We start from the raw sequence: 15153 nt of genomic DNA on the forward strand, positions 1-15153 counted from the left end.
CATCACAGGAGAAGCGCAGCGTTGCGGTAAACGTGAGGCGTGCCGGAGGGAGCCGTCAGGCGGTCAGTGAAGACCGCCGACGCCGAGCAGTTCCTCGACCGCCTGCTTGTCGGCAGAAAGTTCGACGGGTGTGCCGCGCCAGGCGATGCGGCCGCGCTCCATGATGATGACGTGATCGGCAAAATCGAGTGCGCTCTGGATGCGCTGCTCGACCAGCAGGATCGTCATGTCGCCCGTCTGGGCAAGCCGCGAGAAGGCGGCCATCAGTTCCTCGCAGATGACTGGCGCCAACCCTTCCAGCGGTTCGTCGAGCAACAGCACGGTCGGCTGGCCGAGAATGGTCCGCGCAGTCGAAAGCATCTGCTGCTCGCCGCCAGAAAGCTGCGAACCGAGGTTCCGGCGGCGCTCCTTGAGGCGCGGGAACATCGCATAGGCTTCCTCGAGCGCGTCCTTCGAGCGTCCCTTGAGGCCGACGAAGAGGTTCTCCTCCACCGTCAGCGTCGGGAAGATGTCGCGCGTTTGCGGTACGTAACCAAGACCCGCAATCGCGCGTGCAGCACTCGGCAGTGCGGCAATGTCGCGCTCGCCAAGGCGAATCTCACCGCCATAACGCTTCGTCTGGCCGGCGAGCGTGGCAAACAGGCTCGTCTTGCCCATGCCGTTACGGCCGAGAACCGCGAGGCGCGAACCGGCGGCAACGGAGAAAGATACATCCTCGATCACCCGTGTCGGGCCATAGCCCGAGCTGAGGTTGCGGATTTCAAGCGGCGCTGCCGGCATTGGCATAGCTCCCCAGATAGGCTTCACGGACACGGGCGTCGTTGGTCACGGCGGACGGCGAACCGTCGAAGATCACCGTACCCGCCGCCAGCACGACGACGCGCTTGGCGAAACGGAAGACGAGGTCCATGTCATGTTCGATCATCAGCACGGCGAGATCTGCCGGCAGTTTTTCCAGCGCCTGTTCGATACGGCCGGTATCGCTCTGTGGCACGCCCGCTGCAGGCTCGTCGAGCAACAGCACCTTGGGCTTGAGAGCAAGGGCGAGCGCGATTTCGAGGAGGCGCTGCTGGCCATAGGCAATCTCGCTCACCCGGCTTTGGGCAAGCGCCGTCAGGCCGAGGGTGCCGAGGATGTCATACGTTTCCTCCATCACCTCGCGCATGCCGGCATGGCTGCCGAACATGCGACCGGACTTGCCTTCGCGCTGCAGGATGGCGAGCGACACATGCTCTTCCGGCGTCATGTCATAGAACAGCCGCGTCACCTGGAAGGAACGCACGAGGCCACGACGCACGCGCTGCATGGAGTTGAGCGCGGTCACGTCCTCTCCGGCCAGTTTCACGCTGCCCGAAGACGGCTTCAGGTTACCCGTCACCAGATTGACGAAAGTGGTCTTGCCGGCGCCATTGGGGCCGATCAGGGCGATGCGGTCGCCCTTGGCCATGGAGATCGACACATCATTGGTGACGACCAGACCGCCGAAGTTGCGACGCAACTGCTGGACTTCGAATATCGCACTCATGCGCTGCGCTCCTTGCGGCGGCTGAACAGATGCTGCGCGGTACCGTAAAGGCCGCGGGGAGCAAACAGCACGACCGCGATCAGCAGCGCACCGACCATGGTCAGCCAGTGGAACGGATTGGCCGCGGAAACGAGGTCCTCGAACCACATGAAGGTGACGGTGCCGATCAGCGCGCCAAACAGCGAACCCGTTCCGCCGAGAACCAGCATGACGAGGGCTTCGGCGGAGAGCGTGAAGCTGAGGCTGTCGAGGCCGACGACCTGGGTGGAGATTGCGTTCAGCGCGCCGCCCACGCCGGCCACCATGCCGGAGATCACGTACATCTTGAGCAGCGTCGAGTTGACCGAAGCACCCATCGCGTGAACACGGATCGGATCCTCCTTGATACCCCGACAGAGCATGCCGAAAGGCGAGCGCACCAGCATGCGCAGCAGCACGAAGACCACCAGCAGCAGCACAACGCCGTAGATATAGGCCGTCTGGCCCCAGAGGTCGAATTCGAACATGCCGAGAAGCGCATCCGGCATGATGTCGGCAAGACCGTCGCTACCGCCCGTCCAGCCGGATGCCTTGTTGGCCGCCTCATGGAAGAGATGGATCACGGCAATCGACAGCACCAGCTGCGACAGCCCGTGGGCGCGAAGCACGATGGCGCCGGAAACAAGGCCGGCGACCGCGCCGGCGGCAGCACCGATCAGTGTCATGGTCAGCGGTTCGGTGATGCCGAAATGAGCCGCCGCGATGCCGGCGCCATAGGCGCCCGCTCCGAACAGGGCCGCATGGCCGAGAGTCGCGACGCCGCAGTAACCGGTAACGAGATCGATCGACAGCACCAGAAGTGCTGTGCCGATGATGCGCGTCAGGAGCGCCAGATTGCTGGGGAAGAGGAAGTAGCCGATGATGGCGACGACGATGATCGCCGCCACGCCGACGAGACCGCCGATTTCCATCTTTCTGCGGGGCACCGCACCGGCAAGATTGGTTTCGTTCATGAGGACCGCCATTTTCACTTGAGCCTTCCGGCCAGGCCGCGGGGGAACAGGGTGACCACCACGATGACGGCCAGATAGAAGAAGAACTCGCCATATTCCGGCGCGAGGTAACGTCCGGTTGTATCGATTCCGCCGAGCAGCAGACATGCGGCAAGCGCACCGGGAATGGAGCCCGCGCCGCCGACCGAGACGACGACGAGGAAGGTCACCATATAGCGCAGCGCATAGTAAGGCTCGACCGGCATCAGTTCCGCACCGACGACACCGCCGAATGCGGCAAGGCCGATCGCAACCGCAAACGAGATCGCATAGACCACCTCGGTCCGCACGCCGAGTGCTGCGGCCATGGCGGCATTGTCGACCGAAGCGCGCAGCTTCACGCCGAATGCCGTGCGCTCGATCAGGAACCAGAGCGCTCCGGCAACCGCGAGACCGCAGACGATCGCGAAGATGCGGTGCGCGCCGATCGAGCGGAAACCGATATCGACGGAACCCTGCAGCTGTTCCGGCAGCGGAATGGTCTTCAGTGTCGGCCCAAAGGCGAAGTTGGCGATACCGATCACGCAGAAGGTGATGCCGATGGTCATCAGCACCTGGGTCAGCTGCGGAGAACCATAGATACGGCGATAGAGAAGCCGTTCCAGCGGAATGGCGATCACCACCGTTCCGATGACCGCGACGAAGATCGCGCCGACATAGCCGATGCCGAAGTGCTGTGCCGCATAAGAGGCGAAATAGCCACCGATCATGGCGAAAGCGCCGTGAGCCAGATTGACGACACGCATCAGGCCCATGGTCACCGAAAGACCGATCGAAATGACGAACAGCACCATGCCATAGGCGAGCGCATCGACGGCTATGCTGAACATGGTTTGCATTGTTTGGTTCCTGTCTTTTGGCCTTGCGCATCCGCTCGATGCGCCGGCGGCCGTCACCTTGTAAGTCCCGCTCTCGGGTCGGGCCGGTCATGCGCCGGCGCTCTGGCGGGATATTGCGACCCACACGGGATGGGCCACTCGGACAGTCCGCTGAAGCTATCTTCGACGGACTGTCCGTGCATCGTGGTTCGCCGCGTTACTTCGCGGCGGCGAGACCCGGATCCTTCTGGTTTTCGAAGGTCTGGATTTCCTTGTTGTAGTAGGTACCGTCATCGGCCTTGGCAACTTCGCGCAGATAGATGTTCTGCGTGATGTGGCGGCTTTCGGCATCGATGCTCACCGGACCGCGCGGGCTGGTCCAGGAGAGGCCTTTCACGGCTTCGACAGCCTTGGCGGCATCCTGCTCGCCACCGGTCGCCTCGATCATCTTGTAGATGACATACATGCCGTCATAGGCGCCGACGGCCGGGAAGGAAAGTTCCGCCGGATTGCCGATCGCCTTGCGGGCGGCCTCGACGAACACCTTGTTTTCCGGAGAGTCATGCGCGACCGAATAGTGGAAACCAGTCTGCATGCCGAGCGCCATGTCGCCGAGAGCCGGAAGATCCGATTCCTGCGTGAAGTCGCCGGGGCCGTAAAGCGGCGTGCCGGCGGCCTTCAGGCCGTTTTCGTTGTAGGCCTTGACGAAGCCGAGCGTAGTCGGGCCGGACGGCAGGAAGGCGAACACGCCTTCTGCGCCGGAATCCTTGATACGCTGCATGATCGGGCTGAAATCATTGGTGGCGAGCGGCATGCGGATGGTCTCGACCACCGTGCCGCCCAGCCCCTCGAAGCCGGTCTTGAAGGCGTTCTCAGCATCGATACCCGGACCGTAATCGCTGACCACCGAGATCATCTTCTTGATGCCCTTGTCGAAAGCCACCTTCGCCAGCGGGGTCGAGGTCTGCCAGGTCGTGAACGAGGTGCGAACGACGAGCGGGCTCTTGGTGACGATCGCCGAAGTCGCGGCGTTCATGACCACCATCGGCACATTGGCCTGCTTCAGAAGCGGGGTAACGGCCATGGCGTCAGGCGTGAAATAGAAACCGGCAAGATACTGCACGCCTTCCTTGACCACCAACTCCTGAGCCAGCGCCTTGGACTGGGCCGGATCGGCCTGCGGAACGTCGCGGTAGACGACCTCGACGGTATCGTCTCCAACGGTATTGCCGTTCAGCGCCATGTAGGCGTCGATGCCCGCCTTGAAGTTCTTGCCCTGCAGGGCAAACGGCCCGGAAAACGGCCCGATGACCCCCACCTTGATGGTGTCAGCATAGGCGGTACCGCTCATGAGAATGGCCGCAACAGCGGCGACAACCAACTTCTTCATCGAAACTCCTCCCTTGGCCGGCATCTGCTTATGCGTCCTCGCGCCGGCAAAAATGACCACTCCCATTGCTTAGGCGGAGCTGGCCACGATGTATAATAAAAAGCCTGAGCGAATTCATACCGAATTCATTATGAATCTCGGCCGAGGATAAAGCTTATCATGCCTGTCTGAGCAGCATTTTCCACAGGCAGCGACAGGGCAACACATAACCATCCGGTGCGCAATGACCTGAAGCGCGCCTTTTGCCGCACAGCCGCCCGATCCTGTTGCCCGGAGCACAGCCTCGCGGATAATAAGAAATGCTGACAATCGGAATCCGGAAATGAGCGAAGAGACAATTACACTCTATGAGGCGATCGGGGGAGACCCAACAGTCAAGGCTCTGGCCCATCGCTTCTACGAGTTGATGGACAGCCTGCCCGAGGCCGCGCGCTGCCGCGCGATCCACCCGCCGGATCTCTCCGGCAGCGAAGAAAAGCTCTACGAATATCTCACGGGCTATCTCGGCGGACCGCAGCTTTACATCGAGAAGCGCGGCCATCCGATGCTGAAACGCCGTCATTTCGTGGCTGAGATCGGCCCCGAGGAGCGCGACGAGTGGCTACTCTGCTTCCGCCTTGCCATGGAAGACACAATTTCCCACGCGAAGCTGCGCGCCATCATCTGGGACCCGGTCGAGAGGCTCGCCCACCACATGCAGAACAAGGAATAGACCGTGCCGCAGAATTCCGAAGGATTGAACCGTCTGTTACTGGCGCTTGCGGGCCTTATAGGAGCTTCGGGCGTTGGCCTTGCCGCCGCGGCGACCCATACCGGCAGCGAAGGCCTGCTTGGGCCAGCATCCACCATGTGCCTTGTTCACGCACCGGCTCTGTTGGCTCTAAGACTGACCGGCAATCGCATCCCCACCGCAACGGCCGCTGGCCTTGTGCTGGCACTCGGAACAATTCTCTTTGCCGGCGATCTCGTCAGCAAACAGTTCCTGGGAACGCGCCTCTTCCCAATGGCCGCACCGATGGGCGGCATTCTGATGATAGTCGGGTGGCTGATCACGGCCGCCGGAGCATTCTTCCGGCGGCGCGCGAGTGAGTAGCCTCAGGCTCTCGGCGGACCGAGACGGCGGCCGAAGAGCAGGAGGTTTCCGTGCGGGTCACGGACATGAAACTTGTCGATCGGCCGGTCGAATTCATCGACATGGCGTGTGAGTTCCACGCCGCGCTTGTCGAAATCGTCATAGAGCTGCCAGACGTTTTCGGAGCGAAAGAACACGGAACTGCTTTCGCTGAGCGTGGGATCCTGGCAATTCCAGAAATGCAGCTCGAGGCCGTCGCGGCGCACACTCATATACTCTTCGCAGAAGCCTTCAACGGCCTCGAAGCCAAGTTTTTCGACGTAAAACTGTCTTGTCTGTGAAAAATTGAGGGAAGGAAGAATCGGCAGGACATCGACCCGCGTGAAGTCGACAGGGTTTTCCGCATTCATGCGTTCGGTTCCCGGTTTGGCTTCCCGCCGACGTCGTAACCCCAGGCCCTTCAGCCGCGCTGCCGTGCGGCGTTCCGCTGCCACTTCGGGGCGGGAAATTCGATAATTGTCGCGTCGCCCCATGACGACTGTAAATAGATGGGTTTTACCTTTCGCTTATGCAAGGGCGGAATCGGAATGATCTCCGCACTTGCGGCCCATTGCGTCTGCCGATCGATCAAACGTTCGTGAAGCGCCGAAACAAGGCCATCGCCGTTCTGGCTGGCAAGCTTGTGCAGGCCGACCAGCATGGCGGAATCGAATTCATCGTCCATCACTGACTTTCATTCCTCTCGTTCAACGTCTGCAGCGCACGCTCCAGACTCGACTTGCTGCCGTTGCGCAAAGGGATGAAGGTCTTGCCGAACTTCTTGCAGCCGCTCTTCACCCTCAGACACGCATCATGGCTGATACAGTCGATAGGGCAGAAGACACAGTCGACCGAGGGAAGCACGGTATCGATGCGCGATACAGCCTCTCTCAGACCGCCGTCGTGATGAATGAGTTCAGCGCCGAAGTTGCTGGCGATCTGGCGCAGATGCGCCACCTGGCAATCACGCCCACCGACGTAAAGAAAGCTTTTGACATCGAGAGCAGCCCGGCTGTCAGTGGCAGCGGATTTTGCCCCACCCTTCTGCTCTTCGCGCTTCTTTTTCTTCGCCATGCCTCACAAACTCCTCTCGCAACAGGACCGGCCTCACGCAGCCCCAGCCCTTCGGATTCGGAACCTACAAAACATGAGTATTATAGTAAAGTATATACTTGAGAATTTTTATCATATTTTGACGAAAGCAAAACGGCGAGGCCGAGGCCCCGCCGTCCCTGGGAGGAAACTGGTAGTCAATCAGTAAGGCAGGCCAACGTAATTTTCGGCCATGGCCGTCTGCGCGGCATTGGAGGACGAGAGGTAATCGAGTTCCGCTTCCTGCACCTTCTGGCCGAACTCGCCTTCAGCCGGGAACCGGTGCATCAGCGTCGTCATCGACCAGGAGAAACGTTCCGCCTTCCAGATGCGGGCAAGCGCACGGGCCGAATAGGCATCGATGCCCGCCATCGACTTTTCCCCATAGAAGCCCTGCAGTCCCTCGAACAGGTAATGCACGTCGGACGCAGCGAGGTTGAGCCCCTTGGCGCCCGTCGGCGGCACGATATGCCCGGCATCGCCAACGAGGAACAGGCGGCCGAAACGCAGCGGCTCAGCCACGAAGGAACGCAACGGCGCTATGGACTTTTCGATCGAAGGACCTGTCACCATGGCCTCCGCGACATCGGCCGGCAAACGCCTGCGGATCTCGTCCCAGAACGCATCGTCGGACCACTCCTCCGCCTTGTCCGTAAGTGGCACCTGCACGTAGTAGCGGGAGCGCGTCAGCGAGCGCTGCGAACAGAGCGCAAACCCACGCGCATGGTTTGCATAGATCAGTTCGTGATGCACCGGGGGAACGTCGGCAAGGATCCCGAGCCAGCCGAAGGGATAGACCTTCTCGTAATTCTGGATGCCCTTGTCCTGCACCGAAGCGCGACAGACGCCGTGGAAGCCATCGCAACCGGCGATGAAGTCGCAATCGATCCGATGCGTTACGCCATCCTTCTCATAGGTGACATAAGGCTTGTCGCCGTCGAAGTCGTGCGGCTTGACATTGGCGGCATTGTAGATGGTGACGCCGCCATCGGCCTCGCGATGATCCATCAGGTCGCGGGTAAGCTCGGTCTGGCCATAGACCATGACCGATGTGCCGGTGAGGTTCTTGAGATCGATGCGGTGACGCCGGCCGGAGAAGGAAAGGTCGAAACCGTCATGCACCAGGCCTTCCTTGTGCATGCGTTCGCCCGCACCCGCCTGATCCATCATGGAAACCATTCCGACTTCGAGAACGCCCGCGCGGATACGACCGAGAATGTAGTCACGATCGACGCGGTCGATGATGACGTTATCGATACCGGCCTTGCTGAGAAGTTGACCGAGAATGAGCCCGGATGGGCCCGAGCCAATGATGGCGACCTGTGTACGCATCGTACTTCCTCCCTGAATTCTTGCAAAATGATAAGCAAGTCGCCCTTGCCGACAATGGAATAATCCGGCAATTTCTTGGACAAATCGAACATTGCTCCCATAAGGCCACCATGAACAGCAGAGTGCCCACCTACAGCCTCTACGGCGAGACGGCATCGGAAACGCCGGAGTTCTGGCTGCATGCAGAATCGATTGCCAGCCGCAGCCAGTTGCATGGATGGGAGATCAGCCGGCACCGTCACGAGCGCCTGTTCCAGATCCTGCACATCCGCAGCGGCGAGGGTCAGGCCCTAATCAACGGCCGCTGGCATGGCTTCGGCGCGATGACGGTCATTACCGTTCCCGAACGGCACGACCACGGCTTTCGCTTCTCGAACGACGTCGACGGCGCCGTCATGACCATGGTGTCGCGCCGTTTTCTTTCGCGGCTTCCCGCGCAGACCGGCATGACCGACTGGCTATCCCGCCCCCAGCTTACCCCCCTTCCCCCGGACCAGCCTGACAGCCAACTCGTTTCGCAGATGCTGACGAGAGGCGAAAAGGAGATCATGCAGGGTTCGGAGCGCCCGTCGGCCCTGATCGAAAGCCTGCTCAGCACGGCGATCCAGCTTCTCGTTGCCGTCAATGGAGCACATGCCGCCGCAACCCTTGCGACAAAGGACGAGCAACGCTTCGCGCAACTCAACGACCTGATCGGCGACGGGTTCCGCAGCCACATACCCGTCGATGCCTATGCACGTCGCCTCGGGGTCTCCACAACCCATCTGAACCGCATCACCCGGACGATCTGCGGCAAGCCGGTAAGTCGCATGATCGCGGAGAGAATCATCTCGGAAGCCAAACGCGATCTGGTCTTCACCACGATTTCCGTCCAGCAGGTGGCCACCGCCCTCGGCTTCGACGATCAGGCCTATTTCAGCCGGTTTTTCACGCGCCACGCCGGCCTTTCGCCGAAAGCCTACCGCGATCGCGAACGCGCCCTCATGGAAGGCTGAATCCCCCGCATCTCAGGCGTTTTGCGTTGTAATTTCTCCGAAATTTTACCGTTTGATAAATTTTTTTTCCTGAGTTACCGTATTCGCAATCGCACCATAAAAAAGAGGGAACTTCGATGCGACGACTGGAACCGGGCCTGAAGGCCGGGCGGCTTGACGCTGCCGATTATGTGAAGAACTTCTCCGACCTCCATCCGCGCCTCGGCGATCACGAAGCGCTGGTTGCCTCTGACCGCTGTTATTTCTGTCATGACGCGCCGTGCATGACGGCATGTCCCACCTCCATCGACATTCCGATGTTCATCCGCCAGATCGCAACCGGCAATCCGCTCGGCTCGGCAAAGACGATCTTCGACCAGAATATTCTGGGCGGCATGTGCGCCCGCGTCTGTCCCACCGAAACGCTGTGCGAAGAAGCCTGCGTGCGCAACACGGCGGAAGAGCGCCCGGTAGAGATCGGCCGCCTGCAGCGCTACGCCACGGATATCGCGATTGCCGAGGGACGCCAGTTCTATACGCCGGCCGCTGAAACCTTCAGGAAGATCGCCGTCGTCGGCGCTGGCCCGGCCGGTCTCGCCTGCGCCCACCGTCTGGCTATGAACGGCCATTTCGTCACCATCTACGACCACAGGGAAAAGGCCGGCGGCCTGAACGAATACGGCATCGCCGCCTACAAGACGACGAACGACTTTGCTCAAACCGAAGTCGATTACGTCCTGTCGATCGGCAATATCGATGTCTTGAACGGCCAGATGCTCGGCCGCGATTTCACGCTGGCCGAACTGCAGTCGCAGTATGACGCCGTGTTCCTCGGAATAGGCCTCGGCAACGTCAACATGCTGCACACCCCGGGCGACCAGATCAACGGCGTTCTCGATGCCGTCGAGTTCATCGCCAACCTGCGCGAAGCCGACAACAAGGCCGACGTGCCGGTCGGCCGGAACGTCGTCGTCATCGGCGGCGGCATGACCGCCATCGACGCCGCAATCCAGGCCAAGCTTCTCGGCGCTGAAACGGTCACCATCTGCTACCGTCGCGGCAAGGAACACATGAACGCGTCGGAATTCGAGCAGGATCTCGCCGCCTCGAAGGGTGTCACAATCCGCCACTGGCTGCAGCCGAAGGACATCGACCACAAGGGTGGCCATGTCAGTTCCATCAAGCTGGAATACACCCATCTGGAAAACGGCCTGATGAAGGGAACCGGCCACACGACCGAGATCGCGACCGACCAGATCCTCGTCGCCATCGGCCAGAAGCTCGACACCCTTGGGCTGGCGGACCTCAAGACCGAAGGCGGCAAGATTGCCATCGACGCGGAAGGTCGCACGTCGATCCCCGGCGTTTGGGCCGGCGGTGATTGCGCCTTCGGCGGTCAGGACCTGACGGTTTCTGCCGTCGCCATGGGCCGCGATGCGGCCGAATCCATCAATCGTTCTCTCGCCGCTCTTTCGGCGGGAGCAAGTGCTGTCGCTTGATCCGAAGAACATTGAGAGGAACGAACAATGGCTGATCTCCGCAATAATTTCGTCGGCATCAAATCGCCGAACCCCTTCTGGCTCGCCTCCGCGCCGCCGACCGACAAGGCCTACAATGTCGAACGCGCCTTCAAGGCCGGCTGGGGCGGCGTGGTCTGGAAGACCCTCGGCTCTGAAGGACCGCCGGTCGTCAACGTCAATGGCCCGCGCTACGGCGCAATCTGGGGCGCCGACCGCCGCCTGCTCGGCCTGAACAACATCGAACTCATCACCGACCGTCCCCTGCAAATCAACCTGCAGGAAATGAAGATGGTGAAGAAGAACTGGCCGGACCGGGCGCTCGTCGCCTCGATCATGGTCCCCTGCGTCGAAGAGGAGTGGAAGGCCATCCTGCCACTCGTCGAGGAAACCGGCGCTGACGGTATAGAACTCAATTTCGGCTGTCCCCACGGCATGTCCGAGCGCGGCATGGGTGCCGCTGTCGGGCAGGTGCCGGAATATATCGAAATGGTCGTGCGCTGGTGCAAGCAGTACTCCCGCATGCCCGTCATCACCAAGCTGACGCCCAACATCGCCGACATTCGCAAGCCGGCCCGCGCGGCAAAGGCTGGCGGCACCGACGCCGTGTCGCTGATCAACACGATCAATTCCATCGTCTCGGTCGACCTCGACAACTTTGCCCCGAACCCGACGGTCGGCGGCAAAGGCACCCATGGCGGATATTGCGGCCCGGCGGTCAAGCCGATCGCGCTCAACATGGTGGCCGAAATCGCCCGAGATCCGGAAACCTACGGCCTGCCGATCTCCGGTATCGGCGGCGTGACGACCTGGCGCGACGCGGCCGAATTCCTCGTCCTCGGCGCCGGCAACGTGCAGGTTTGCACCGCGGCCATGACCTACGGTTTCAAGATCGTCCAGGAAATGATCTCGGGTCTTTCCGACTGGATGGACGCCAAGGGTCATCGCAATCTCGACGACATCACCGGCCGCGCCGTGCCGAACGTCACCGACTGGCAGTATCTCAACCTCAACTACATCGCCAAGGCACGCATCGATCAGGACGCCTGCATCAAGTGCGGCCGCTGTCACATCGCCTGTGAGGACACCTCGCACCAGGCGATCACCTCCATGGTCGATGGCGTCAGGCATTTCGAGGTCATGGAAGACGAGTGCGTCGGCTGCAACCTTTGCGTCAACGTCTGCCCGGTCGAGAACTGCATCACCATGGTCGGATTGGAAGCCGGCACGCTGGACCAGCGCACCGGCAAGCCGGTCGATCCGAACTACGCCAACTGGACAAGCCATCCGAACAACCCGATGGCCGTACAGGCTGCCGAATAGGCAGGATCGTTCATCCGCGAAATGGAAGCCCCGGAAACGGGGCTTTTTTCGTTACCGGCCAAACCTGGGATCAACGCCTGCCCCGGGCTGGGACAGAGTCCAAAAAAAGCCTCAACCCGATCACGGTATTGCCACTTTTGATAGAAGGGATTCAGGAAATCTTCAGGGCTTGCATGCGAATTAGCTGATTTAAGAGAGTTTAAAAATACCATTTTAGAATCGAGCAACTCCATTTGCCGGGGGCGTCGGGTATGACGGGCAAAATCAGGAAGAAGTCCTGGGTGTCGCTGCGCGCGGCGCCGCAATACTATTTTCCTGCGCTCATCGTTGTCATCGCCGTGGCCATCTCGATCTTCTATGCCGATAACCAGAAGCGACGATTGAACCAGGAAAACCTGCGTACCAGCGTCGCCGAGCAGATCGGCGTGATCAGGGCAAAGCTCGAAGGCGACATCAACGCCAACATCCAGCTCATGCAGGGCCTGGCAGCGGTCATGGAGACCGAACCCCAGATAGACCAGAACCGGTTCTCAGCCCTCGCCTATCGCATCTTTGCAACGCCCCACCAACTCAGGAATGTGGCCGCGGCCCCTGACCTCGTCACCAAGCTGGTCTATCCGATCTCCGGCAACGAGAAGGTCATCGGGCTCGACTATCGTCGGAACGACGCACAGCGCAAAGCCGCCTATCAGGCCCGCGACACGGGTCGCTATGTAGTCACGGGGCCGGTCGATCTCGTGCAGGGCGGCAAGGGCCTCATCGTCCGCTACCCGATCAGCTATGGCAACGGCCAGGGCGGATACACCTTCTGGGGCCTGCTTTCGGCGGTGATCGACATCAGCAAGCTCTATGCCGCCGCCGGTCTCGAAAACCCCGGTCTCGACATCAATGTCGCCATTGCCGCCAGAAGCGAGGGCGACAGCGCAACCGACAAGACCTTCTTCGGCGATCCGGCGGTCTTCAACGACGCGCCCGTGACGATGACCATCGGCTTCAGCACCGAGAGCTGGCAGATCGCCGCCGCACCCAAGGGCGGCTGGGATCAATCCTCCGCCGAACTCTGGTTCTTCCGCGCGGTCATGATGTTCGTCGGCCTGATGATCATCTCCCCGGTGCTATGGGTCGCGCGGCTGCTGCGAGAACGCCAGGCCAACATTGCCGCGCTGCGCCAGCGCGAGGAAGAATTGCGAGCCCTCTCGCATCGCCTTGAGATTGCGCTGGAAGCCTCGCGGATCGGCGTTTGGGAACTGGATGTCAGCAGCGGCGAGCTGCACTGGGACAACCGCATGAAGCAGCTCTACGGCTGCGATCCGGGCCGTACGGGCACTTATCAGACTTGGTGCAACTCGCTCCATCCCGAAGATCGTGAGGCGACAGAACGGGCTTTTGCCACGGCGCTGGAGACTGGCAAGGATTTCGTCACCGAGTTTCGCATTCTGACGCCGGCCGGCGAGGAGCGCCATGTCCGCTCCTACGGCACGGCCTACCGCGACTCCCGTTTCCGCAAGAAGATCGTCGGCGTGAACTGGAACGTGACGGCGGACGTAAGGCTGCAACATGCGCTGCGCGCCGCCAAGCTGCAGGCGGAACTGCAGAACCAGCAACTCGAGCAGGCACGCAAGCGCATGGAGCATGCCTCGCTGCACGATGCGCTCACCAATCTGCCGAACCGCCGTTATCTCGACCAGTATCTTTCCGAAATCGACAACTCGGGCGGGCAACTGAACCCCGTCGTCCTGCACATCGATCTGGACCGCTTCAAGGACATCAACGATACGCTGGGGCATGGCGCCGGCGACGCCATCCTCCGCCACGTCGCCTCCAAGCTGCACGAGAACATCCGCTCGGATGACTTCGTGGCCCGCATCGGTGGCGACGAGTTCGTCGTCGTATGCCCGGAATCGATGAACGAAAAGGAATTCACCGACCTCGCCCGCCGACTTATCGACGCACTCAACACCCCGATCACCTATGATGGCCACGAATGCCGAGTCGGCGCATCTATCGGCGTCGCGACCCGGCAGGACCAAGGCATCCCAGCCGAGCAACTGCTGATCAATGCCGACATCGCGCTATACGAAGCCAAGCGTCGTGGCCGCAACCGGGTGGAACGCTATACGGACACCCTGAAGTCTCTGACGATCAACACCAAGATGACAGCCGATGCGATCCTGAGATCGCTCGAACAGAACGGCTTCATCGCTCACTTCCAGCCGCAGTTCGACGCCCATACGCTGGAGATCACGGGTGTCGAGGCGCTGGCACGCTGGGAACATCCGCAGCAGGGCATACTCCCTCCCGCCGCCTTCCTCAAGATCGCGGAGAACCTCAACGTGGTCTCTCAGATCGACGCCGCCATCCTCGATCAGGCGCTGCTGCAGCTCACCCGCTGGCGCGCGGCCGATCTCAATATCCGCAAGGTCTCGGTCAACATCTCCGCCCAGCGGCTGTTCGATGAAACCCTGATGCAGCGGCTCGATACTCTGGACCTCGCCCCCGGCAGCCTGTCGTTCGAACTGCTCGAGTCCATTTCCTTCGACGACAAGGGCGCGAGCGTCACCGAAAGCATCGAGCGGATCAAGCAGCACGGCATCGACATCGAGATCGACGATTTCGGCACCGGCTACGCCTCGATCCTGAGCCTCCTGAAGCTCTCGCCTCGCCGCCTGAAGATCGACCGGCAGCTGACTGCGCCCATCATTTCCTCGGCAGCACAGCGACGCCTCATCAGCTCGATCGTCGATATAGGCCGCTCGCTCGGCATCGAGATCGTCGCGGAAGGCGTGGAAACCATGCAGCATGCCGCAATCCTGCGCGACCTCGGCTGCCAGACGCTGCAAGGCTATGCACTGGCCCGCCCCATGGATGCAGCAAGCTTCCTCGATTTCGCCCGCAGCCGGCACTGGCTTGCGGAGAAGGCTGCCGAAGCCGTCTGATCCTCAAGGTAATGCAGGCGCACAGGTCGAAACCTAGCGACCCGGTGACACAGAGCCCTCTTCTCCTCCCGACCCTTCCCGTGCTACCCCCGCGTTAGATCCCG

Annotated in this window: 15 protein-coding genes; 6 read left to right on the plus strand and 9 right to left on the minus strand. The window is 61.1% G+C overall.

The annotated features are described in order from the left end of the window. Positions 1-63: 63 nt before the first annotated feature. The 5 genes from NBH21_RS09895 to NBH21_RS09915 form a co-directional block, all read right to left on the minus strand. Entirely contained in the window at positions 64-780 is a 717-nt protein-coding gene (locus NBH21_RS09895) for an ABC transporter ATP-binding protein (RefSeq protein ID WP_099058609.1), read from the minus strand. Further along, entirely contained in the window at positions 761-1525 is a 765-nt protein-coding gene (locus NBH21_RS09900) for an ABC transporter ATP-binding protein (protein ID WP_250915661.1), read from the minus strand. The genes NBH21_RS09895 and NBH21_RS09900 overlap by 20 nt, the downstream gene beginning before the upstream one ends. Then, the gene (locus tag NBH21_RS09905) at positions 1522-2475 is read right to left on the minus strand and encodes a branched-chain amino acid ABC transporter permease (RefSeq protein ID WP_250916401.1); all 954 of its coding nucleotides are present in this window, start codon (positions 2473-2475) and stop codon (positions 1522-1524) included. Before NBH21_RS09905 ends, NBH21_RS09900 begins: the two co-directional genes overlap by 4 nt. A 56-nt stretch (positions 2476-2531) precedes the next feature. Beyond that, positions 2532-3395 carry a branched-chain amino acid ABC transporter permease gene (locus NBH21_RS09910; protein WP_250915660.1) on the minus strand — a complete coding sequence of 288 codons (864 nt, stop codon included), beginning with the start codon at positions 3393-3395 and terminating at the stop codon, positions 2532-2534. A 196-nt stretch (positions 3396-3591) separates the two neighbouring features. Continuing rightward, positions 3592-4764, minus strand: a complete 1173-nt coding sequence (locus NBH21_RS09915) for an ABC transporter substrate-binding protein (RefSeq protein ID WP_250915659.1) — start codon at positions 4762-4764, stop codon at positions 3592-3594. Between the two features lie 322 nt (positions 4765-5086). On the opposite strand from NBH21_RS09915, the gene NBH21_RS09920 reads away from it, so the two are divergent. Then, entirely contained in the window at positions 5087-5476 is a 390-nt protein-coding gene (locus NBH21_RS09920) for a globin domain-containing protein (RefSeq protein ID WP_250915658.1), read from the plus strand. Positions 5477-5479: 3 nt separating this feature from the next. Next, the gene (locus tag NBH21_RS09925) at positions 5480-5857 is read left to right on the plus strand and encodes a DUF423 domain-containing protein (RefSeq protein WP_250915657.1); all 378 of its coding nucleotides are present in this window, start codon (positions 5480-5482) and stop codon (positions 5855-5857) included. A gap of 2 nt (positions 5858-5859) precedes the next feature. Here the strand turns inward: NBH21_RS09925 and NBH21_RS09930 are convergent, their stop codons facing one another. The 4 genes from NBH21_RS09930 to pobA all read right to left on the minus strand — a co-directional run bounded on the left by NBH21_RS09930 (position 5860) and on the right by pobA (position 8299). Further along, a complete protein-coding gene (locus NBH21_RS09930) occupies positions 5860-6246 on the minus strand; it encodes a VOC family protein (RefSeq protein WP_250915656.1) in 387 nt (128 codons plus the stop codon). Positions 6247-6296: 50 nt separating this feature from the next. After that, complete coding sequence (locus NBH21_RS09935) at positions 6297-6560, minus strand: hypothetical protein (RefSeq protein WP_250915655.1); 264 nt, start codon at positions 6558-6560, stop codon at positions 6297-6299. Beyond that, complete coding sequence (locus tag NBH21_RS09940; RefSeq protein WP_250915654.1) at positions 6560-6949, minus strand: DUF2325 domain-containing protein; 390 nt, start codon at positions 6947-6949, stop codon at positions 6560-6562. Before NBH21_RS09940 ends, NBH21_RS09935 begins: the two co-directional genes overlap by 1 nt. Before the next feature lie 180 nt (positions 6950-7129). Further along, complete coding sequence (gene pobA / locus NBH21_RS09945) at positions 7130-8299, minus strand: 4-hydroxybenzoate 3-monooxygenase (RefSeq protein WP_250915653.1); 1170 nt, start codon at positions 8297-8299, stop codon at positions 7130-7132. A gap of 110 nt (positions 8300-8409) precedes the next feature. Between pobA and NBH21_RS09950 the strand changes: the two genes are divergently transcribed. The 4 genes from NBH21_RS09950 to NBH21_RS09965 all read left to right on the plus strand — a co-directional run bounded on the left by NBH21_RS09950 (position 8410) and on the right by NBH21_RS09965 (position 15049). Further along, positions 8410-9294 carry a helix-turn-helix domain-containing protein gene (locus tag NBH21_RS09950; RefSeq protein WP_250915652.1) on the plus strand — a complete coding sequence of 295 codons (885 nt, stop codon included), beginning with the start codon at positions 8410-8412 and terminating at the stop codon, positions 9292-9294. Between the two features lie 116 nt (positions 9295-9410). Beyond that, entirely contained in the window at positions 9411-10772 is a 1362-nt protein-coding gene (locus tag NBH21_RS09955; RefSeq protein WP_250915651.1) for an NAD(P)-dependent oxidoreductase, read from the plus strand. A gap of 27 nt (positions 10773-10799) precedes the next feature. Beyond that, positions 10800-12113, plus strand: coding sequence for an NAD-dependent dihydropyrimidine dehydrogenase subunit PreA (gene preA / locus NBH21_RS09960; protein WP_250915650.1), 1314 nt, complete (start codon positions 10800-10802; stop codon positions 12111-12113). A 251-nt stretch (positions 12114-12364) separates the two neighbouring features. Continuing rightward, a complete protein-coding gene (locus tag NBH21_RS09965; protein WP_250915649.1) occupies positions 12365-15049 on the plus strand; it encodes a bifunctional diguanylate cyclase/phosphodiesterase in 2685 nt (894 codons plus the stop codon). The last annotated feature ends 104 nt before the right edge of the window (positions 15050-15153 follow it).

Origin of the sequence: Ciceribacter sichuanensis (assembly GCF_024055605.1) — a bacterium.
GTDB lineage: Bacteria > Pseudomonadota > Alphaproteobacteria > Rhizobiales > Rhizobiaceae > Allorhizobium > Allorhizobium sichuanense.

What these genes read in the sequence shown, in the direction of transcription:
- NBH21_RS09895 (WP_099058609.1), bottom strand. Translation starts at nt 780, where the DNA reads ATGCCGGCAGCGCCGCTTGAAATCCGCAACCTCAGCTCGGGCTATGGC.
- NBH21_RS09900 (WP_250915661.1), bottom strand. Translation starts at nt 1,525, where the DNA reads ATGAGTGCGATATTCGAAGTCCAGCAGTTGCGTCGCAACTTCGGCGGT.
- NBH21_RS09905 (WP_250916401.1), bottom strand. Translation starts at nt 2,475, where the DNA reads ATGGAAATCGGCGGTCTCGTCGGCGTGGCGGCGATCATCGTCGTCGCC.
- NBH21_RS09910 (WP_250915660.1), bottom strand. Translation starts at nt 3,395, where the DNA reads ATGCAAACCATGTTCAGCATAGCCGTCGATGCGCTCGCCTATGGCATG.
- NBH21_RS09915 (WP_250915659.1), bottom strand. Translation starts at nt 4,764, where the DNA reads ATGAAGAAGTTGGTTGTCGCCGCTGTTGCGGCCATTCTCATGAGCGGT.
- NBH21_RS09920 (WP_250915658.1), top strand. Translation starts at nt 5,087, where the DNA reads ATGAGCGAAGAGACAATTACACTCTATGAGGCGATCGGGGGAGACCCA.
- NBH21_RS09930 (WP_250915656.1), bottom strand. Translation starts at nt 6,246, where the DNA reads ATGAATGCGGAAAACCCTGTCGACTTCACGCGGGTCGATGTCCTGCCG.
- NBH21_RS09935 (WP_250915655.1), bottom strand. Translation starts at nt 6,560, where the DNA reads ATGGACGATGAATTCGATTCCGCCATGCTGGTCGGCCTGCACAAGCTT.
- NBH21_RS09940 (WP_250915654.1), bottom strand. Translation starts at nt 6,949, where the DNA reads ATGGCGAAGAAAAAGAAGCGCGAAGAGCAGAAGGGTGGGGCAAAATCC.
- pobA (WP_250915653.1), bottom strand. Translation starts at nt 8,299, where the DNA reads ATGCGTACACAGGTCGCCATCATTGGCTCGGGCCCATCCGGGCTCATT.
- NBH21_RS09950 (WP_250915652.1), top strand. Translation starts at nt 8,410, where the DNA reads ATGAACAGCAGAGTGCCCACCTACAGCCTCTACGGCGAGACGGCATCG.
- NBH21_RS09955 (WP_250915651.1), top strand. Translation starts at nt 9,411, where the DNA reads ATGCGACGACTGGAACCGGGCCTGAAGGCCGGGCGGCTTGACGCTGCC.
- preA (WP_250915650.1), top strand. Translation starts at nt 10,800, where the DNA reads ATGGCTGATCTCCGCAATAATTTCGTCGGCATCAAATCGCCGAACCCC.
- NBH21_RS09965 (WP_250915649.1), top strand. Translation starts at nt 12,365, where the DNA reads ATGACGGGCAAAATCAGGAAGAAGTCCTGGGTGTCGCTGCGCGCGGCG.